Consider the following 18,505-nt stretch of genomic DNA (forward strand, 5'->3'; position numbering starts at 1 on the left):
GTGTGCATGCGTGTGCGGGGCCGGGGCGTGCCCCGGGTGCGCGGGTCAGCCCGCGTAGGGGTCCGCGACCTTGCCGGGGCGGGCGAGGAACTCGAAGTCGCAGCCGGTGTCGGCCTGCGTGATCTGGTCGTCGTAGAGCGCGCCGTAACCGCGCTCGTAGCGTGTGGGCGGCGGCGTCCACCGCGCCCGGCGCCGGTCCAGTTCCGCGTCGTCCACGTCGAGCCGGAGGGTGCGCGCCTCGACGTCCAGGGTGATCAGGTCCCCGGTGCGGACCAGCGCGAGCGGGCCGCCGATGTAGGACTCCGGTGCCACGTGCAGCACGCAGGCGCCATAACTCGTCCCGCTCATCCGGGCGTCGGAGATCCGCACCATGTCGCGCACGCCCTGCTCGAGCAGGTGGTCCGGGATCGGGAGCATGCCGTACTCGGGCATGCCCGGGCCGCCCTTGGGGCCGGCGTTCCGCAGCACGAGCACGCTGTCGGCGGTGATGCCGAGGGCGGGGTCGTCGATGGTGCGCTGCATCGTCTTGTAGTCGTCGAAGACGACGGCGGGACCGGTGTGCTTGAGCAGGTGGGGCTCGGCGGCGATGTGCTTGATGACCGCGCCGTCCGGGCAGAGGTTGCCGCGCAGCACCGCGACCCCGCCCTCGTCGGCGACCGGGTTGTCCCGGGGCCGGATGACGTCGTCGTTGTGCACCTGGGCGCCGGCGAGCTGCTCGCGCAGTGAGTCATGGGAGACGGTCGGCCGGTCGAGGTGGAGCAGGTCGGTGATCCGGGAGAGGAATCCGGGGAGGCCGCCGGCGAAGTGGAAGTCCTCCATGAGGTACGTCCGTCCGCCGGGGCGGACGTTCGCCAGGACCGGGACGGTGCGGGCGACGCGGTCGAAGTCGTCGAGAGTGAGGCGGATCCCGGCGCGTCCGGCCATGGCGATCAGGTGGATGACGGCGTTGGTGGAGCCACCGAGGCCGAGGACCGTGGTCACCGCGTCCTCGAAGGCCTCCCGGGTGAGGATGTCGGACAGCTTGCGGTCCTTGTGGACCAGTTCGACGATGCGCAGACCGGATGCGGCGGCCATCCGGTCGTGCCCGGAGTCCACGGCGGGGATGCTGGACGCGCCCGGCACGGTCACGCCGAGCGCCTCCGCGGCGGCGGTGAGGGTGGAGGCCGTGCCCATGGTCATGCAGTGGCCGGGCGAGCGGGCGAGGCCGCTCTCCAGCTCGGTCATCTCGCAGTCGCCGATGAGGCCGGCGCGCTTGTCGTCCCAGTACTTCCACATGTCGGTGCCGGAGCCGAGGACCTCGCTGCGCCAGTGCCCCGGCAGCATGGGCCCGGCGGGCACGAAGACGGTGGGCAGGTCGACGCTCGCGGCGCCCATGAGCAGGGCGGGAGTGGACTTGTCGCAGCCGCCCATGAGGACGGCGCCGTCGACCGGGTAGGACCGCAGCAGCTCCTCGGTCTCCATCGAGAGCATGTTGCGGTAGAGCATGGGGGTCGGCTTCTGGAAGGTCTCGCTGAGGGTGGAGACCGGGAACTCCAGGGGGAAGCCGCCCGCCTGCCACACGCCGCGCTTCACGGCCTGCGCCCGGTCCCTCAGATGCACATGGCAGGGATTGATGTCGGACCAGGTGTTGAGGATCGCGATGACGGGCTTGCCCAGGTGCTCCTCGGGCAGGTAGCCGAGCTGGCGGGTGCGGGCCCGGTGGCTGAAGGAGCGCAGTCCTTCGGTGCCGTACCACTGGTGGCTCCTGAGCTCTTCCGGCTTCTTCATATGGCCCACCCGGCGGCGATGGCGGCGACCTCGGCGCGTTCGCCCTCGGGCAGTGGCCTGCTGGGCGGGCGGACGTCGCGGCGGCACAGTCCGAGGGAGGCGAGGGCCTCCTTGACGACGGTGACGTTGTTGGCGGACCCGTTGGCGGCGCGCAGTTCCTCGAAGCGGCGGATCTGCTCCCAGACCTTCATGGCGGCCGGGTAGTCACCGGATCGAAGCGCTTCGATCATGTTCAGCGAAACGGCCGGGGCGACGTTGACCAGCCCCGAGGTGAAGCCGGTGGCGCCCGCGGAGAAGTACGAGGGGGCGTACGGCTCGGCCAGGCCCGCCACCCACACGAAGCGGTCCAGGCCGGCGTCCCGGGCGAAGGCGGCGAACCGGGCCGCGTCCGGCACCGCGTACTTCACGCCGATCACGTTCGGGCAGGCGTCGGCGAGTTCGGCGAGACGGGCGCCGGTGAGCTGGGCGTTGCGGATGTACGGGACCACGCCCAGTTCGGGGACGGCCTCGGCGATGGCGCGGTGGTAGTCGACCCAGCCGGACTGGGAGACGTACGGGTGGACCGGCTGGTGGACCATCACCATCCGCGCGCCGAGCTCGCGGGCGTGCCGGGCGGAGGCGACGGCGGTCGGCACGTCGTGCCCGACGCCCACCAGGACGACGGCGCGTTCCCCGGCCTCCACCAGGGTCAGTTCCGTGACGAGACGGCGCTCCTCGGGGGTGAGGGCGTAGAACTCGCCGGTGTTGCCGTTCGGGGTGAGGGTGGTGATGCCGCCGTCGAGCAGGCGACGCAGCAGGGCCCGGTGGGCGTTCCGGTCGACGTCGCCGTCCGCGGTGAACGGGGTCACCGGGATCGCCACCACGTCGGCCAGGGCGGCCCGTTGGGTCTCGAACGTCGCGCTCATTCCTGACCTTCCTCTTCCTGGGAGTGGGGGAACGCGCGCCGCACGAACGACGCGATGTGCCCGTGCAGGGCGGCCGCCGCGCCGTCCGCCTCGCCCTCCAGGGCGAGCCGGAGGATCTCCCGGTGCTCGTCGGCCTCCCGCTCCCAGGAGGGGTCGGCGGCCCAGGCCACGGCCGAGACCAGGGCGGCCTGGTCGCGGACCTCGTCGAGCATCCGGCCGAGCAGCGGGTTGCCGCAGGGCAGGTACAGCGCGCGGTGGAACTCCCGGTTGGCCAGCGAGCGTTCGGCGGTGTCGCCGGCCGCGTCGGCCCGCCGCAGGGCGTCCCGGGCGTCGTCGAAGGAGGCGCCCCGGCGCACGGCACGCCTGAGGGCCTCCGGTTCGAGCAGCAGCCGCACGTCGTAGACCTCGCTCGCCATGTCCGCGTCCACCATGCGCACCGTGACGCCCTTGTACTGGTTCATCACCACCAGCCCGGTCCCGGCCAGCGTCTTGAGCGCCTCGCGCACCGGGGTCTTGGACACCCCGAACTGCGCGGCGAGCTCCGTCTCGACCAGGGCCTGGCCGGGCGTCAGCTGCCCGGTGAGGATGCGGTGTTTGATCCCCTCCAGCACGAACTGCGTGCGGGAGGGGATCGGCGTGGGCACAGAGGTCATGCGCGCCTCTCGGGTGTCGCGTATCTGATCTCGCGTATCGCGTCTCATATATGACGTACGAAGTACGACGCGATGAAGGTAGGAGGGAGCCTGTGTTTCGTCAATGCTTCCGACAAAGGAAGTTGAGGCTGCCGAGGCGGGAGGGGCGGCGGGTCAGACGGTTCGCGTCTCGCCCTCGCGGGCGGTGTCCGTGGGCCGGCCGGCGATCACGGCAGCGCGCGCGGTCGCGGTCTCGCGGCCGAGCGTCGGTCCGACATGGGTGATCAGCAACTCCCCCACACCCGCCGCCCGGGCGACACGCCCCGCGTCCTCCGGTGTCAGATGAACCTGTTCGCCTTCGCGATGCTCGTCGATGTCCGCCTCGCACAGGAACAGGTCCGCGTGGACGGCGAGTTCGCCCAGCGCGGCGCAGGGGCCGCTGTCCCCGGAGTACGCCAGGACGCTCCCCTGGGACTCGGCGCGCAGGCCGTACGCCTCGGCGTCGTGGACGACGGCGCGGGTGCTGAGGCGGAGGTTCCAGTGCTGGACGACGTGGCCGTCGTACAGGGGACGGAAGTCCAGGACGTGGCTCAGCCCTCTCACGTCCGACCGGCCGAAGAAGCCCGCGAGACGGCGCGCGCAGTCCTGGGGCGCGTAGACCGGGATCGGCGCGGGCGGGGTGAGTCCGCCGAAGGCGAAGGCGTAGGCGGCGGCGAGCAGGTCGGCGCTGTGGTCGGCGTGCAGATGTGAGATCCAGATCGCCGTCAGCCGTGCCGGGTCCGTGTGCCGCTGCAATTCCGCGAAGGTTCCGGTCCCGGCGTCCACCCACACCTCGGCGCCCCCGCCGCGCAGCAGGTACCCGGAGCAGGGGCGGCCGGGACCCGGGTGCGGGGAGGCGGTGCCGAGGACGGTGAGGGTGAGGGGCACGCCAGGAGAGTACGTGCCGCCGTACCGTCCTGACTCAGTTCACGGCATTCGTCGTCCACCCCGGGTCGCGTCCGCTGAGCCCCACCGCCCGGTCCAGCAGGGGTGCGTCGGCCGGGACGGGGACGACCGGGCCGAAGATGGCGCCACGGCCCGGATCGTCGGCCGCCGCGCGGAGGAAGCCGTACGAGGCGTCCAGCGCGGCCGGGTCGGGGGTGTACTCCTGGCCGGTGGCGCGTGCCAGGTCCCAGCCGTGGATGACCAGTTCGTCGACGGCGACGGCCGCCGCGACCGTGCCGGGCAGGTCCACGGAGCCCGCGCGGGTCATGCCGGTCCAGGCGGCCGGGTCGCGCCATGCCTCGGCGAGCTCGTCGAGCACTTTGGGCAGTTCCTCGCGCCAGCCGGGGCCGATGTCCGGCACGGCGGCGTCCGGGCGGGTGTCGGTGGTGACGCCCAGGTCCTTGCGGGCCGCGTCGCGGAAGGCGGCGGCGAGGCCCGCGAGGTGGCCCAGCAGGTTGCGCACCGCGAGGTCCGGGCACGGTGTGACGGCCGACAGCTGTTCGTCGGTCACCCTCTCGGCGAGCAGCGCCACGGCTCGGGCCTGCGGGCCGAGGTCGAGGATCGTGTCGGTCATGGTCCTGCTCCTTCGGGCGTGCGGTACCGGTACGGAGGGTGGACCGGGCGGCGCCGGGAAACTCATCGGTGGGCCGGAGGTTTTTTCGCCGGGGGTTTTTGCCCGGGCTTCTTCCCTGGGCTTCTTGCCGGGGTTTCTAAGGCACCTGCCCGATGCTCCCGGGCAGGCCTTAGACCCACGATGACCAGGCATGACCACCTCCTGGACCGTGGCCCGCCTGCTCCGCGACCGCAACGCGGCCCTCTACCTCACCGGCGTCGTGGTGTCGGGCTTCGGCAGTTCCGCGCTCTGGCTCGTGTCGGGCGTCTGGGTCAAGGACCTCACGGGCTCCAACGGCCTCGCCGCCCTGTGCACCGCCGCCCTGTGGGCCCCCACCCTCGCCGGCCCCGCCCTCGGCACCCTCGCCGACCGGGTCCGCCGCAAACCCCTGCTGATCTGCGTCAACCTCGGCCTCGCCGGCCTCCTGCTCCCCCTGTGGACCGTCGACTCCGCCGCCTCCGTCCCGCTGCTCCTCACCGTCCTCGTCTGCTACGGCGCGGCGGGCGTCGTCGAGGACGCGGCCAACTCCGCCCTGGTCGCCGCCGCCGTCGACCCCGCCCTGCTCGGCGACTTCAACGGACTGCGGATGACCGCCCGCGAGGGCATGAAGCTTCTCGCCCCGCTGACCGGCGCCGCGCTGTACACGGCGTACGGCGGGCCGAGCGTCGCGATGCTGGACGCCGGCACCTTCGTACTGGCGGCGGGGCTGTGCGCGCTGCTCCGGGTCCGTGAGGAACGCCCCGGGCCGGCCGGCGGCGACTGGTGGCGGCAGACCGTCGAGGGCGCCCGGGGTCTGTGGGCGCACACCACGCTCCGCCCGCTCGTCCTGGCCGGCGGGACGACCATGTGCCTCACCTCGCTCGGCAGCAGCCTGAACTACGCCGTCGTGGACGCCCTCGGCCACTCCCCCGCCTACACCGGCGTGATGTACGCCGTCCAGGGTGTCGGGTCGGTCGCGGTCGGGCTGGTGTCCGGGCCCGCGCTGCGGCGGCTCGGTGAGCGCCGGTTCGCGGCGTACGGCATCGCGCTGACGGCGGTCGCGGTGGCCGCGCGGGCGGTGCCGTACGACGCGGTGGTGCTGGCGTGCGCCGCGGCGGGCGGGCTCGGGCTGCCCTGTGTGCTGATCGCCGCCTACACCGCCGTACAGCGGGAGATCCCGGCCGACGCGCTGGGGCGGGCGACCGCGACCGCCGGCACGCTGATGTTCACGCCCAATGTGATCGGCCTGGCCGTCGGGGCCGCCCTCGTCGAACTCGTCGACCACCGGCTGCTGCTGGTGCTCCTCGGCGGCGCGCTGCTCGCCACCGCCGGGTCACTGGCTCAGCGCAGTGCCTCCCGCACCGCCGCCAGGTCCCCGTCCGACGCCAACCCGGCGTGATAGAGCCGCAGTTCCGTCGCGCCCAGCGCACGGGCCCGCGCCGCGTCCGCCGCGAGGGTGCCCGGGCTGCCGCCCATGCCGGACACCACGGTGAAGTTGGCGGCGATCACCGCACCCGCCCGGCCCTGTTCGGCGAACGGCACCAGCGGCTCCGTACCGCCCGCGCAGGGGACGACCACGCCGTCCGCGACGGACAGGATGTGCGCGGGGTCCACGCCCGGGTTGGCACCACAGTGGTAGGACACGGGGTCCGCGTGCAGCAGCACCTGGAAGCCCTCGGGCGCGGCGGCGCGGACGGCGGCGACCGCGTCCTCCTGGAGCGTGCGGGCGGTCCGGTCGCGCCACGCGCGCGTGGCGGCCGCCGTCTCCCCGCCGAGGAGCTTCTCCACGCCCGCCCAGCCCCCGTCGTCGGCCGCCGCCGCGCCCTGCCACAGGGGCTCCAGCGCGGCCCGTACGGAGGCCGCCAGCTCGTCGGCGTCCAGGCCCTCCTCGGCGTAGCCCTCGCGGCAGGCCGGACAGAAGCACAGCGCCATCAGGTACTGCCCGGCCTCCCCCAGGCCGACGCCGGAGGTCTTGTCGTGGGCGTGCAGGTGCTGGAGTCCGTACCAGCCGAGGGACTCCAGCTCCGTGCCGCGTGCCCCGGGCCGTACGGCGGCCTCGGCGGCCAGGTCGACGAGGTACGCGCGCGTGGCGGGCTGGGCGACGCAGGGCGCCCAGGGATAGCGGTCACCGTAGGCGTTGACGACCGAGGTGGCGGGGTGCTCGGCGCCGAGGCGGGAGTTGTGCGCGAGGACCACCCAGGTGTGCACCTCCAGGCCGGCCGCCGCGAGGGCGTCGGCGGCCTCGCCGTAGGCGTCGCCCAGGGCCCAGTCGCCGGCCGGGTAGGGGCGCGGGGTGCGGCCCTCCCAGCGCCGCTGGTCGGCGGGGTAGAGCACCGCCGCGTGCTCGGCGGTGACGATGCGGTGGCGGGGGTGGCGGGGGGTCAGCGCGCGCGTGGAGTGGTAGGCGGCGGCGAGGGTCACCTGCTCCACGCCGAGTCCGGCGATCCGCTCGGGGGCCCGCGGGTCCCCGTTGACGTCCCAGGGGTAGACGAACGCCGACGCCTTCACGCGTCCTCCTCCAGCAGTGCGTATCCGCGCTCGATCAGCTGAGCGAGCTGCTTGACATGATCCTCGGTCGGCCCGTGCAGCGGGGGCCGCACCTCCCCCACGTCCAGGCCGCGCAGCCGTACGCCCGCCTTGACGAGGGCGACGGCGTAGCCGCGGCCCTGGGCGCGCAGGTCGACGAACGGGCGGTAGAAGCCGTCCAGCAGGCGGCGCACGGTGTCCTGGTCGTCCGTCTCCAGGGCCCGGTGGAAGGCGAGGGCGATCTCGGGCGCGAAGCAGAACACGGCGGAGGAGTACAGGCGGATTCCGATGCCGCGGTAGGCGAGCTGGGTCTGCTCGGCGGTGGGCAGGCCGTTGAAGTACAGGAAGTCGCCGGGGGCCTCGGTGCGGACGGCGCTGACGATCCGCTGCATCAGGTCCAGGTCGCCCAGGCCGTCCTTGAGGCCGATGATCCCCTCGGTGCGGGCCAGCTCGACGGCGGTCTCGGGGGTGAACACCGCGTTGTCGCGCTGGTAGACGATCACGGGCAGCTCGGTGGCCGCGGCGACCTGCCGGTAGTGGCGCAGCAGACCCTCCTGGCCGGGGACGACCAGGTACGGCGGCATGGCGAGCAGGCCGTCGGCCCCGGCCGCCCGGGCCAGCGCCGCGTAGCGCACGGCGAGCGCGGTGCCGTATCCGGCGCCGGCGACGACCGGTACGCGCCCCCCGGCCGCCTCGACGGCCGCCCGTACGCACGCCTCGAACTCCTCGGGCAGCAGGGCGTGGAACTCGCCGGTGCCGCAGCAGGCGAACACGGCGGCGGCCCCCGCGTCGACGCCCCGGCGCACGTGCGTGCGGTAGACGTCGAGGTCGATCGAGCCGTCCGGACCGTACGCGGTGACGGGGAAGAACAGCGGCCCCCGGGGGTCGCTGAGACGAGCGGCGAGCGGGGCTGACGTCACGGGCTCTCCCTGTCGGTGCATACTTCTGATCGACGTCTATATTTCTGAACACAGCCACGCTAAGGGCCCCACTCAACGCGGGTCAAGCACGCAAATGCGCAACACGCGAGCGGATTTCCGCACTCCACGGCACACTTGACCCGGTGCGCGACCCGTCCTTAACGTGTCCACGCATGTGAATGCCGGATATGTAGCCGGATGTGGACGCGCCGCCCGAGCCAAGGAGACTCAAGGATGCCCGCACCCCGTACCGTTCTGCTCACCGGCGCCGCAGGCGGGCTCGGCACCCTGATGCGCGGGCTGCTCCCGGAGTACGGCTACGACCTGCGCCTGTTCGACGTGCGCCCCATCGAGGACGCGCCGGAGGCGATCACCGCCGACCTCGCCGACCAGGAGGCGCTGCGCGAGGCGGTCCGGGGCGTCGACGCGGTCCTGCACCTCGCCGGCATCTCCCTGGAGGCGCCCTTCGAGAAAATCCTCAGGGCGAACATCGAGGGCACCTACAACCTCTACGAGGCGGCCCGCCAGGAGGGCGTCCCGCGCATCGTCTTCGCCTCCTCAAACCACGCGGTGGGCTTCACCCCCGCCCCGCGCGGCGACACACCTCTTGACCACAGCGCGCTGATCCCGATCGGCACCCCGCGCCGCCCGGACACCTTCTACGGCCTGTCCAAGTCCTTCGGCGAGGACCTGGCGCAGCTCTACTGGGACAAGCACGGCCTGGAGACAGTCTCCGTCCGCATCGGCTCCTGCTTCCCCGAACCGACCAACGTGCGCATGCTCTCGGTGTGGATGAGCCCGGCCGACGGCGCCCGCCTCTTCCACGCGGCGCTGACCGCCGAGGAGGTCGGCCACACCGTCGTCTACGGCTCCTCCGCCAACACCCGGCTGTGGTGGGACCTGACCAGCGCGCGGGCGCTCGGCTACGAACCCCAGGACGACTCCGAGCCCTACGCCGAGAAGCTCGTCGCCGAGCAGGGCGAGCTGGATCCCGACAACCCGGCGCACACCCACCTGGGCGGCCCCTTCGTCAGCGACCCGCCGATCTGGCCGTACTGACCGGCGGCGAACGACCCCGCACGCGGCGGGCGGGCACCGAACGGGCCCGCCCGCCGCCGCGTTCGGGCACGGACCCCGCCCGATCCCACGCCCGGACGGACAGCCCCGCAGGTCCGAGCCGGGCACACCCGGCCGGGAACGGGCACACCCGGGCAGTATCGGGCAGGCGACAGGCCTGTTCACTGCCCGGACCCCGCTGTACAAATTCCCTCATGGGCCTCACAGGGCCCGAACGGGCACACGGCGGGAGGTGCGGGGTATGGACGGCAGGACGGCGGAGGAACGCCAGCGCGAGATCGTGCGGACGGCGCGCGCCACCGGCGCGGTCGACGTCACCGCCCTCGCCGCCGAGCTGGGCGTGGCCAAGGAGACCATCCGGCGCGACCTGCGCGCCCTGGAGGACCACGGCCTGGTGCGCCGCACACACGGTGGCGCCTACCCCGTGGAGAGCGCCGGGTTCGAGACGACGCTCGCCTTCCGCGCCACCAGCCACGTGCCCGAGAAGCGCCGGATCGCGGCCGCCGCGGCCGAACTGGTCGGGGACGCGGAGACCGTCTTCGTCGACGAGGGCTTCACCCCGCAGCTCATCGCCGAGAACCTGCCCGGGGACCGGCCGCTGACCGTGGTCACCGCGTCCCTGCCGGTCGCCGGCGCGCTCGCCGAGGCCGAGAACGTCTCCGTCCTGCTGCTCGGCGGCCGGGTCCGCCCCGGCACACTGGCGACCGTCGACCACTGGACGACGAAGATGCTCGCCGGTTTCGTCCTCGACCTCGCCTACATCGGCGCCAACGGCATCTCCCGCGAGCACGGCCTGACCACTCCCGACCCGGCGGTCAGCGAGGTGAAGGCCCAGGCGATCCGTGCCGCCCGGCGCACCGTCTTCGCGGGGGTGCACACCAAGTTCGGCGCGGTCAGCTTCTGCCGGTTCGCCGAGATCGGCGCCCTGGAGACGATCGTGACGAGCACGCTCCTCCCGGCGGCCGAGGCCCATCGGTACGCACTTCTCGGACCACAGGTGATCCGGGTCTGAATCCCGACTGACTCCGTAGACCGCACCCACCCCTGCATGGCACATTCACACCTCAACCCGGCCCCTTATCTCCTCATATGTCCAGGAGCGATCCATGCGAACCCAGAGCCGACGACGGCCGTCGCGAGCCACGCTCGCCCTGGCCGCCGCAGGGACGCTGCTCGCCCCGCTGCTCTCCGGCTGCTGGGTCGGTGCGGGCGGGTCCGGTTCCGGCGGCGACTCCATCAACGTCCTGATGGTCAACAACCCCCAGATGACCGAGTTGCAGAAGCTCACCGCCGCCCACTTCACGAAAGAGACCGGCATCAAGGTCAACTTCACGGTCCTGCCCGAGAACGACGTCCGCGACAAGATCAGCCAGGACTTCGCCAACCAGGCCGGCCAGTACGACGTGGCCACCCTCTCCAACTACGAGATACCGATCTACGCCCGCAACGGCTGGCTGCACGAGATGAACGGCTACGTCGCGAAGGACCCGGCGTACGACGAACAGGACGTCCTGGGGCCGATGCGCCAGTCCCTCACCGCGGACGACGGCAAGCTCTACGGCCAGCCCTTCTACGGCGAGTCGTCCTTCCTGATGTACCGCAAGGACGTCTTCGAGGCGAAGGGCCTCACCATGCCCGCGCACCCGACCTGGACCCAGGTGGCGGACCTGGCCGCGAAGGCGGACGGCGCCCGGCCCGGCATGAAGGGCATCTGTCTGCGCGGTCTGCCCGGCTGGGGCGAGCTGATGGCCCCCCTCACCACCGTCGTGAACACCTTCGGCGGCACCTGGTTCGACAAGGACTGGAAGGCCCGCCTCGACTCCCCCGGGTTCGAGAAGGCCACCAGGTTCTACGTCGACCTCGTCCGCGCGCACGGCGAGTCCGGCGCCGCCCAGTCCGGGTTCGCCGAATGCCTCAACAACATGACCCAGGGCAAGGTCGCCATGTGGTACGACGCCACCTCGGCGGCCGGATCCCTGGAGGCGAAGGGCTCCCCGGTCAAGGGCAGGCTGGGCTACGCCCCCGCCCCGGTCGAGCGGACCAGGTCCTCCGGCTGGCTCTACACCTGGGCCTGGGGCATCCAGAAGGCCTCCCGCAACCCCGACAAGGCCTGGAAGTTCGTCTCCTGGGCGTCCAGCAAGCAGTACGAGCAGCTCGTCGGGGACACGAGCGGCTGGTCGAACGTCCCGGCGGGCAAGCGCTCGTCGACGTACGCCAACGCCGCCTACCGCAAGGAGGCCGCAGCCTTCCAGGACATGACGAAGGACGCCATCGAGAACGCCCGGCCCAACGACCCCGGAGTCCAGCCGCGCCCGGCGCCCGGCATCCAGTTCGTCGACATCCCCGAGTTCACCGACCTCGGCACCAAGGTCTCCCAGGAGATCAGCGCGGCCATCGCCGGACGCCAGTCCACAGACTCGGCCCTGAAGAAGTCCCAGCAGCTCGCCGAGCGGATCTCCAAGGAGTACGAGGGACGATGACCGCCACCACCACGGCCCCCGTGGCCGCCGCTCCCGTACGCGCCACCCGGCCGCCCTCCGCCCGGCTGCGCGCCTGGGCCACCCGAGCCCCGCTGCTCCCCGCGCTCGTCTTCATGATCGCCGTGACCCAGCTGCCGTTCCTGGCCACGCTGGTGATCTCCTTCTTCGACTGGAACGCCCTCTACCCCAAGGCCCGCCACTTCACCGGCCTCGACAACTACCACCAGGTGCTGACCGACGCCGACCTGCGCCACTCGGTGTGGACGACCGTGCTGCTGACGGTCGCGGTGGTCCTGGCCAGCCTGGTCCTGGGACTGGGCCTCGCGCTGCTGCTGGACCGCAGGTTCCGCGGCCGGGGCGTGGTCCGCACCCTGCTCATAGCCCCGTTCCTGGTGGTCCCGGTGGCGGCGGCCCTGCTCTGGAAGCACGTCCTCTACAACCCCGAGTACGGCCTGCTCAACGGACTGTTGCACTACCTGGGCGGCCCACAGCCCGACTGGATCTCCCGCACCCCGCTGCTCGCGGTGGAGGCCTCCCTGGTGTGGCAGTGGACGCCCTTCATGATGCTGATCCTGCTCGCCGGACTCCAGAGCCGCGACCAGCAGCAGATCGAGGCCGCCCGGGTGGACGGCGCGAGCGACTGGCAGATCTTCCGCCACCTCACGCTGCCGCACCTGCGCCGGTACCTGGAGCTGGGCGCCCTCCTCGGCTCGGTCTACATCGTCCAGAACTTCGACGCGGTCTTCACCATCACGTCCGGCGGCCTGGGCACCGCCAACCTGCCGTACACCGTCTACCAGAGCTTCTACCAGGCCCACGAGAACGGCCTCGCCTCGGCCGCCGGCGTCCTGGTGGTCATCGGCTCGATCGTCATCGCCACCTTCGCCCTGCGCGTGGTGTCGTCCCTGTTCCGCGAGGAGGTGTCCCGCGCATGAGCGCCGGCGCCGTACGCGTCCGCCGCAAGGGCACGGGCCTCGGCCTGGTGGCCTGGCTGGCCGGCATCGTGTTCTTCCTGCCCATCGCCTGGATGGCCCTGACGTCCTTCCACTCGGAAGCCGACGCGGCCACCAACCCGCCCTCCTTCGCGGCGTCGCTGACCCTCGACGGCTACCGCGAGTTCTTCGGCACGGGCGGCGGGGCGAGCCCCTGGCCCGCGCTGATCAACTCCGCCGTGGCCTCGGTCGTGTCGACCCTCTTCGTCCTGGTGCTGGCCCTGCCGGCGGCGTACGCGCTGTCGATCCGGCCGGTGCGCAAGTGGACGGACGTGCTGTTCTTCTTCCTGTCCACGAAGATGCTGCCGGCCGTGGCGGGCCTGCTGCCGATCTACCTGTTCGCCAAGAACGCCGGGATGCTCGACAACATCTGGCTGCTGGTCATCCTCTACACCTCCATGAACCTGCCGATCGCGGTCTGGATGATGCAGTCCTTCCTGGCCGAGGTCCCCGTGGCGGTGATCGAGGCCGCCCGGGTGGACGGCGCGCGCCTGCCGACGATCCTCACGCGCGTGGTGGCACCGATCGCCCTGCCCGGGATCGCCGCCACCGCCCTGATCTGCTTCATCTTCAGCTGGAACGAGTTGCTGTTCGCCCGGGTCCTCACGGGCGTGGTGGCGGAGACCGCCCCGGTCTTCCTGACCGGCTTCATCACCAGCCAGGGCCTGTTCCTGGCCAAGGTGTGCGCCGCATCGCTCGTCATCTCCCTGCCGGTGCTCGCCGCGGGGTTCGCCGCCCAGGACAAGCTGGTCCAGGGCCTGTCGTTGGGAGCCGTCAAATGAAGGCCGCCGTCATCGAGTCCGTGGGCCGCGCCGTCGTCACCGAGGTCCCCGACCCCACGCCCGGCCCCCGCAAGGTCGTCGTCGAGGTCGCGGCCTGCGGACTGTGCGGCACCGACCTGCACATCCTCCAGGGCGAGTTCGCGCCCAAGCTGCCGATCGTGCCCGGGCACGAGTTCGCCGGCGAGGTCGTCGGGGTCGGCACCCAGGTCACCGAGGTCGCGGTCGGCGACCGGGTGGCGGTCGACCCCTCCCTGTACTGCCACGAATGCCGCTACTGCCGCACCGGTCACAACAACCTGTGCGAGCGGTGGGCCGCGATCGGCGTGACCACGGCGGGCGGTGCGGCACAGTACGCGGTCGCCCCGGTGGCCAACTGCGTCAGGCTCCCCGAGCACGTCCGCACCCAGGACGCGGCCCTGGTGGAGCCCCTGTCGTGCGCGGTACGGGGCTACGACGTCCTGCGCTCCCGCCTCGGCGCCCACGTGCTCGTCTACGGCTCCGGAACCATGGGCCTGATGATGCTGGAGCTCGCCAAGCGCACGGGCGCGGCGAGCGTGGACGTGGTGGACGTCAACCCGGCCCGGCTGGAGACGGCGCGGCGGCTGGGCGCCTCGGCGACCGCGGGCAACGCCGACGAGCTGGACCGGCCCCAGGGCTGGGACCTCGTCGTCGACGCGACCGGCAACGCGGCGGCGATCCAGGACGGGCTGGGGCGGGTGGCCAAGGCCGGCACGTTCCTCCAGTTCGGCGTCGCCGACTACGCGACCCGCGTGACGATCGACCCGTACCGCATCTACAACCAGGAGATCACCATCACCGGTTCGATGGCCGTACTCCACAGCTTCGAACGCGCGGCCGAACTGTTCGCGAACGGGGTGCTGGATCCCGAGCTCTTCATCAGCGACCGGATCCCCCTGGAGCGCTACCCGGAGGCGCTGGAGCAGTTCGCGGCGGGGGTGGGGCGCAAGATCGTGGTGGTGCCGTAGGGGCTGACATCTCAGCCCGTCCGGCGTTTGAGGACGAGGCCCGTTCAGGGCCGAACGGGGGTCTGGGGGCGGAGCCCCCAGCGGGGGTCCGGGGCAGCGCCCCGGGATGGGACGGGTAGGGGCGGCGGGGGCGAAATCCATCGGCCCCGGCGCCCACGGTAAGGGAACGGTAAAGCGCCCCCGCTCGTTCACCCGGCATGACAGCTATGACCCCTGGCTCGAACATCCCTCTCTCCGTCTCCCGCGTGGCGGTGGACGTCGCCGCCCCGGTGCGGCTCGACGTGTCGGGCCTGCTGCTGACCGCCGACGGCAAGGTGCGCTCCGACGACGACTTCATCTTCTACAACCAGCCCGCCGGCCCAGGCGTGACGTACCGCTCGGGCGGCGGCGCGGCCCCCGACGCGATCATCGTCGACACCGCCGCCGTCCCGCCCGGCATCGAGAAGATCGTCGTCACGGCGAGCCCGGACGCGGCGGGTCAGACCTTCCAGGGCATCGAGCCCACGGCGACCGTCCGCAACGCGGACGACGGGTCCGTGCTGGCCACGTTCACCCCACCGCAGCTGGGCACGGAGACGGCGCTGGTGGTCGTGGAGGTCTATCTGCGGGGCGGCCAGTGGAAGGCCCGCGCCGTCGGCCAGGGGTACGCGAACGGCCTGGCGGGCATCGCGACCGACTTCGGTGTGACGGTCGAGGAACCGGCCCCGGCCGCGCCTCCCACCCCGCAGCCGACCCCCACCCCGCAGCCGACCCCCGCCACACCCCCGGTCCCGTCCGCGCCCCCCGCCCCGCCGGCCCCCGGCGCCGGGAAGATCAACCTCGACAAGGGCCGGGTCAGCCTCCAGAAGAACCAGACCGTCTCCCTCATCAAGGGCGGCCGCCCGCTGCTGTCGCAGGTCAAGATGGGCCTCGGCTGGGAGCCGGCGTTCCGCGGCAAGGACATCGACCTGGACGCGTCGGTCATCGCCTACGGCCCGCAGCGCAACCACATCGACAGCTGCTACTTCGGCAAGCTCACGATCCTGAGCGGCGCGGTGAAGCACTCCGGGGACAACCTCACCGGCGAGGGCGGCGGGGACGACGAGGTGATCACGGTCGACCTCGGGCGCCTGCCGCAGGAGGTCACCGGCCTGGTCTTCACCGTGAACTCCTTCTCCGGGCAGAAGTTCACCGAGGTCGCCAAGGCCTACTGCCGTCTCCTGGACGCCGCGACCGGCGAGGAACTGGTCCGCTTCGACCTCACCAACGCCGAATCGCAGACGGGCGTGATGATGGCCAAGCTCGTCCGGCAGTTCTCCGGCGAGTGGGACATGACCGCGATGGGCGACTTCGTGAAGGCCCGTACGGTACGGAACATGGTGAAACCGGCCGCCGAGGCCCTCTAGGCCCTGTCGTTTGGATCATCCCGGCGTCGCGGGGCCTGGCACGCACATCTGCGGCGTTGTCGTCGGTTGCCAACTCCCCCACTCTCGGCTTCGCTCGAGCGGGGGGACCCCCATCGCGTCGGCGCCCTCCTCCGCCTTGCAGCTGCACGCACCAGACCCCGCTCGGGTCGGCTGCAAGGCACCGTGGCCCAAGGCCGGCCTGATCCAAACGACAGGGCCTAGCGGCCGGGCGAGCAGTCGTACGACACCGGCGGGCGCCCTCGGGCCGGGGCGCCCGCCGTCGGCCTACGGCCGCAGTCCCTCCGTCAGCAGGGACAGATACCGGCGGATGTGCTTGCCCTCGCCGTTCGCCAGCTCGGACGCCGTGGCCACGCCGTGCGCCAGCCGCAGGATGTCGATGGACTCGACGTCCCCGCGCAGCGTTCCCTCCCGCTGCGCCGCCTCCACCAGCCGCTGAGCCGCCGCCTTCACCGAGTTGCCGCAGGCCGTGACCACGGCGGAGCTGCCGTCCGTGACGGCGGAGCCCAGCAGCGCCTTCAGGCCACGGACCTGGATCATTCCCGCGCCGAGCTCGTTCAGCCACTCGGCCAGCGCCTCGCCGGGCGGCAGCTCCCGCGCGAGCTCGTCGGCCCGCGCCGCCAGCGCCTCAATGGCGTCGACGTACACCGTCTCCAGCAGCGCCTGCCGGGTCGGGAAGTGCCGGTAGAGCGTCCCCGAACCGACTCCCGCCCGCTTGGCGATGTCGTCGAGCGACGCGTTCTCCCCATGCTCGGCGAAGGCCTCCGCCGCCACCTTCAGCAACCGCTCGTAGTTGCGCCGAGCGTCCGCACGCATGGGCTTGACCTGCGTCATCCAGTTACTCCTTGCAAACCGGGGACCCTCTCCGTATCTTATCGAACACCAAACGGAGACCGTCCCCGCTTATTTTCGTGTGCTCCGCGGGCAGTCCGACCTGCCCTTTCGCGCCTCACCGGGGACGCCACAACGGGAGAACCCATGTCCACCCCGTCCAGCCCGTCCGCGCCGCCCACGACCGTCGGCACCCTCTCCGCACCACCGCATCCCGCCAGACTCGGCACCGTCCTTCTCGTGATCGTGACCGCCTACTTGATGGTCGGCGTCGACTCGACCGTCGTCAATGTCGCGCTCCCCGACATCCAGCGGGGCCTGCACTTCAGCCGCACCGGCCTGTCCTGGGTCCTCAACGCCTACACGCTCACCTTCGGCGGTCTGCTGCTGCTCGGCGGACGCGCCGGCGACATCCTCGGGCGCCGGCGCACGCTCACCGCCGGCGTCCTGGTCTTCGCCCTGTCCTCGCTGCTCGGCGGGCTCGCCGGCGAGGGCGGCTGGCTGCTCGCGGCCCGCGCGCTGCAAGGCGTCGGCGCCGCCCTCATCGCGCCGAGCACCCTCGCCCTGATCACCACCAACTTCCCGGAGGGACCGCGCCGCCACCACGCCCTGAGCGTCTACGCCTCCATGGCCGGCATCGGCGGCTCCGTCGGCCTGGTCCTCGGCGGCATGCTGACCTCCTGGGCCTCCTGGCGCTGGGCCCTGCTCATCAACGTGCCCATCGGCCTCGCCCTCGCCCTGGCCCTGCCCCGCTTCGTCACCGAGACCCCGCGCCAGGCGGGCCGGTTCGACGCGGCGGGCGCGCTGACCGGAACGGCCGGGATGACCTCGCTGGTGTACGCGTTCATCCGGGTCTCGGAGCAGGGCTGGAGCGACGGCCAGGCGCTGCTCGGCTTCGGCGCGGCGGCCGCGCTGCTCGCCGGGTTCGTCGTGATCGAGGCCCGCGCCGGACAACCGATCATGCCGCTGCGCCTGTTCGCCGACCGGGACCGGGCCGGCGGCTACGTGAGCATCATGCTGCTGCCCGCGGGGCTGTTCGGCGCGTTCTACTTCCTCACCCTGATCGGCCAGCAGGTCCTGGGCTTCAGCCCGTTGCGCGCGGGGCTCGCCTTCCTGCCGCTGACACTGGTGATGTTCACGATCGTGCGCCTCGTGCCCCGGCTCCTGGCCCGGTTCGGCGTCAGGCCGGTGCTGCTCACCGGCATGACGCTGATCACCGTGGCGAGCGTGTGGCTGTGGTGGCTGCGACCCGACGACGGCTACGTGACCGGTCTGCTCGGCCCTCTGCTGCTGATGGGGCTGGGCGTCGGCCTCAGCTTCATGCCGCTGAACGCGACGATCCTCGCCCGCATCGAACCCCGGGAAGCGGGCGCCGCCTCCGGCCTGCTCCAGACCCTCCAGTGGCTCGGCGGTACCCTCGGACTCTCCGTCCTGGTCACGGTGTTCGGCACGGCGACCCGGCACGCCACGGGCTCCCCGGCCGCCCTCCTCACCCACGGGGCGTCCCGCGCCTTCGGCACCGGAGCACTGATCGCGCTGGCCGCGCTGCTGGTGGCGGCGTTCACGATCAGGGGGCGGCGCGCGGATGCCTGAGGTACATGCCTGGGACTCGCGCTGCAGCCCCTGAG

17 protein-coding genes are annotated in these 18,505 nt (G+C 72.2%); 9 read left to right on the forward strand and 8 right to left on the reverse strand.

Going from position 1 to position 18,505, the window contains the following annotated elements; all coding sequences use genetic code 11:
• Positions 1-45: 45 nt before the first annotated feature.
• The 5 genes from araD to ACFY01_RS07845 all read right to left on the reverse strand — a co-directional run bounded on the left by araD (position 46) and on the right by ACFY01_RS07845 (position 4,862).
• Complete coding sequence (araD, locus tag ACFY01_RS07825) at positions 46-1,767, reverse strand: L-arabinonate dehydratase (protein WP_390734794.1); 1,722 nt, start codon at positions 1,765-1,767, stop codon at positions 46-48.
• Entirely contained in the window at positions 1,764-2,672 is a 909-nt protein-coding gene (locus tag ACFY01_RS07830) for a dihydrodipicolinate synthase family protein (RefSeq protein WP_390734795.1), read from the reverse strand. The genes araD and ACFY01_RS07830 overlap by 4 nt, the downstream gene beginning before the upstream one ends.
• Positions 2,669-3,325, reverse strand: coding sequence for a GntR family transcriptional regulator (locus tag ACFY01_RS07835; RefSeq protein WP_390734796.1), 657 nt, complete (start codon positions 3,323-3,325; stop codon positions 2,669-2,671). The genes ACFY01_RS07830 and ACFY01_RS07835 overlap by 4 nt, the downstream gene beginning before the upstream one ends.
• Before the next feature lie 153 nt (positions 3,326-3,478).
• Entirely contained in the window at positions 3,479-4,231 is a 753-nt protein-coding gene (locus ACFY01_RS07840) for an MBL fold metallo-hydrolase (protein ID WP_390734797.1), read from the reverse strand.
• A 34-nt stretch (positions 4,232-4,265) separates the two neighbouring features.
• A complete protein-coding gene (locus ACFY01_RS07845) occupies positions 4,266-4,862 on the reverse strand; it encodes a TIGR03086 family metal-binding protein (RefSeq protein ID WP_390734798.1) in 597 nt (198 codons plus the stop codon).
• A gap of 190 nt (positions 4,863-5,052) precedes the next feature.
• Here ACFY01_RS07845 and ACFY01_RS07850 point away from each other — a divergent pair, with 190 nt between their 5' ends.
• On the forward strand, positions 5,053-6,279 hold the full coding sequence (locus tag ACFY01_RS07850; protein WP_390734799.1) for an MFS transporter: 1,227 nt from the start codon (positions 5,053-5,055) through the stop codon (positions 6,277-6,279).
• Here ACFY01_RS07850 and ACFY01_RS07855 read toward each other — a convergent pair.
• Positions 6,222-7,388 carry a hypothetical protein gene (locus tag ACFY01_RS07855; protein ID WP_390734800.1) on the reverse strand — a complete coding sequence of 389 codons (1,167 nt, stop codon included), beginning with the start codon at positions 7,386-7,388 and terminating at the stop codon, positions 6,222-6,224. The two genes, ACFY01_RS07850 and ACFY01_RS07855, sit on opposite strands and share 58 nt — an antisense overlap.
• A complete protein-coding gene (locus tag ACFY01_RS07860) occupies positions 7,385-8,326 on the reverse strand; it encodes a 5-dehydro-4-deoxyglucarate dehydratase (protein WP_390734801.1) in 942 nt (313 codons plus the stop codon). Before ACFY01_RS07860 ends, ACFY01_RS07855 begins: the two co-directional genes overlap by 4 nt.
• 234 nt (positions 8,327-8,560) lie before the next feature.
• Here ACFY01_RS07860 and ACFY01_RS07865 point away from each other — a divergent pair, with 234 nt between their 5' ends.
• The 7 genes from ACFY01_RS07865 to ACFY01_RS07895 all read left to right on the forward strand — a co-directional run bounded on the left by ACFY01_RS07865 (position 8,561) and on the right by ACFY01_RS07895 (position 16,028).
• Entirely contained in the window at positions 8,561-9,385 is an 825-nt protein-coding gene (locus tag ACFY01_RS07865; protein WP_390734802.1) for an NAD-dependent epimerase/dehydratase family protein, read from the forward strand.
• Positions 9,386-9,644: 259 nt separating this feature from the next.
• Entirely contained in the window at positions 9,645-10,415 is a 771-nt protein-coding gene (locus ACFY01_RS07870) for a DeoR/GlpR family DNA-binding transcription regulator (RefSeq protein WP_390734803.1), read from the forward strand.
• 94 nt (positions 10,416-10,509) lie between these two features.
• Complete coding sequence (locus tag ACFY01_RS07875; protein ID WP_390734804.1) at positions 10,510-11,883, forward strand: ABC transporter substrate-binding protein; 1,374 nt, start codon at positions 10,510-10,512, stop codon at positions 11,881-11,883.
• A complete protein-coding gene (locus ACFY01_RS07880) occupies positions 11,880-12,818 on the forward strand; it encodes a carbohydrate ABC transporter permease (protein WP_390734805.1) in 939 nt (312 codons plus the stop codon). Before ACFY01_RS07875 ends, ACFY01_RS07880 begins: the two co-directional genes overlap by 4 nt.
• Positions 12,815-13,657: a carbohydrate ABC transporter permease gene (locus ACFY01_RS07885; RefSeq protein WP_390734806.1), complete on the forward strand. Its 843-nt coding sequence runs from the start codon at positions 12,815-12,817 to the stop codon at positions 13,655-13,657. Before ACFY01_RS07880 ends, ACFY01_RS07885 begins: the two co-directional genes overlap by 4 nt.
• The gene (locus ACFY01_RS07890; RefSeq protein ID WP_390734807.1) at positions 13,654-14,643 is read left to right on the forward strand and encodes a zinc-dependent alcohol dehydrogenase family protein; all 990 of its coding nucleotides are present in this window, start codon (positions 13,654-13,656) and stop codon (positions 14,641-14,643) included. Before ACFY01_RS07885 ends, ACFY01_RS07890 begins: the two co-directional genes overlap by 4 nt.
• Before the next feature lie 206 nt (positions 14,644-14,849).
• Complete coding sequence (locus ACFY01_RS07895; RefSeq protein WP_390734808.1) at positions 14,850-16,028, forward strand: TerD family protein; 1,179 nt, start codon at positions 14,850-14,852, stop codon at positions 16,026-16,028.
• A gap of 285 nt (positions 16,029-16,313) precedes the next feature.
• Here the strand turns inward: ACFY01_RS07895 and ACFY01_RS07900 are convergent, their stop codons facing one another.
• Positions 16,314-16,880, reverse strand: a complete 567-nt coding sequence (locus tag ACFY01_RS07900; RefSeq protein WP_390734809.1) for a TetR/AcrR family transcriptional regulator — start codon at positions 16,878-16,880, stop codon at positions 16,314-16,316.
• Positions 16,881-17,024: 144 nt separating this feature from the next.
• Between ACFY01_RS07900 and ACFY01_RS07905 the strand changes: the two genes are divergently transcribed.
• Positions 17,025-18,470, forward strand: coding sequence for an MFS transporter (locus ACFY01_RS07905; protein ID WP_390734810.1), 1,446 nt, complete (start codon positions 17,025-17,027; stop codon positions 18,468-18,470).
• Positions 18,471-18,505 lie beyond the last annotated feature (35 nt).

The organism is Streptomyces sp. NPDC001480, from assembly GCF_042894725.1.
Lineage (GTDB): Bacteria > Actinomycetota > Actinomycetes > Streptomycetales > Streptomycetaceae > Streptomyces.

Bases quoted from the DNA above. Each gene is read 5' to 3' on its own strand.
- ACFY01_RS07880 (WP_390734805.1), top strand. From the start codon at position 11,880: ATGACCGCCACCACCACGGCCCCCGTGGCCGCCGCTCCCGTACGCGCC.
- ACFY01_RS07850 (WP_390734799.1), top strand. From the start codon at position 5,053: ATGACCACCTCCTGGACCGTGGCCCGCCTGCTCCGCGACCGCAACGCG.
- ACFY01_RS07885 (WP_390734806.1), top strand. From the start codon at position 12,815: ATGAGCGCCGGCGCCGTACGCGTCCGCCGCAAGGGCACGGGCCTCGGC.
- ACFY01_RS07845 (WP_390734798.1), bottom strand. From the start codon at position 4,862: ATGACCGACACGATCCTCGACCTCGGCCCGCAGGCCCGAGCCGTGGCG.
- ACFY01_RS07870 (WP_390734803.1), top strand. From the start codon at position 9,645: ATGGACGGCAGGACGGCGGAGGAACGCCAGCGCGAGATCGTGCGGACG.
- ACFY01_RS07830 (WP_390734795.1), bottom strand. From the start codon at position 2,672: ATGAGCGCGACGTTCGAGACCCAACGGGCCGCCCTGGCCGACGTGGTG.
- araD (WP_390734794.1), bottom strand. From the start codon at position 1,767: ATGAAGAAGCCGGAAGAGCTCAGGAGCCACCAGTGGTACGGCACCGAA.
- ACFY01_RS07865 (WP_390734802.1), top strand. From the start codon at position 8,561: ATGCCCGCACCCCGTACCGTTCTGCTCACCGGCGCCGCAGGCGGGCTC.
- ACFY01_RS07900 (WP_390734809.1), bottom strand. From the start codon at position 16,880: ATGACGCAGGTCAAGCCCATGCGTGCGGACGCTCGGCGCAACTACGAG.
- ACFY01_RS07905 (WP_390734810.1), top strand. From the start codon at position 17,025: ATGTCCACCCCGTCCAGCCCGTCCGCGCCGCCCACGACCGTCGGCACC.
- ACFY01_RS07875 (WP_390734804.1), top strand. From the start codon at position 10,510: ATGCGAACCCAGAGCCGACGACGGCCGTCGCGAGCCACGCTCGCCCTG.
- ACFY01_RS07890 (WP_390734807.1), top strand. From the start codon at position 13,654: ATGAAGGCCGCCGTCATCGAGTCCGTGGGCCGCGCCGTCGTCACCGAG.
- ACFY01_RS07835 (WP_390734796.1), bottom strand. From the start codon at position 3,325: ATGACCTCTGTGCCCACGCCGATCCCCTCCCGCACGCAGTTCGTGCTG.
- ACFY01_RS07895 (WP_390734808.1), top strand. From the start codon at position 14,850: ATGACCCCTGGCTCGAACATCCCTCTCTCCGTCTCCCGCGTGGCGGTG.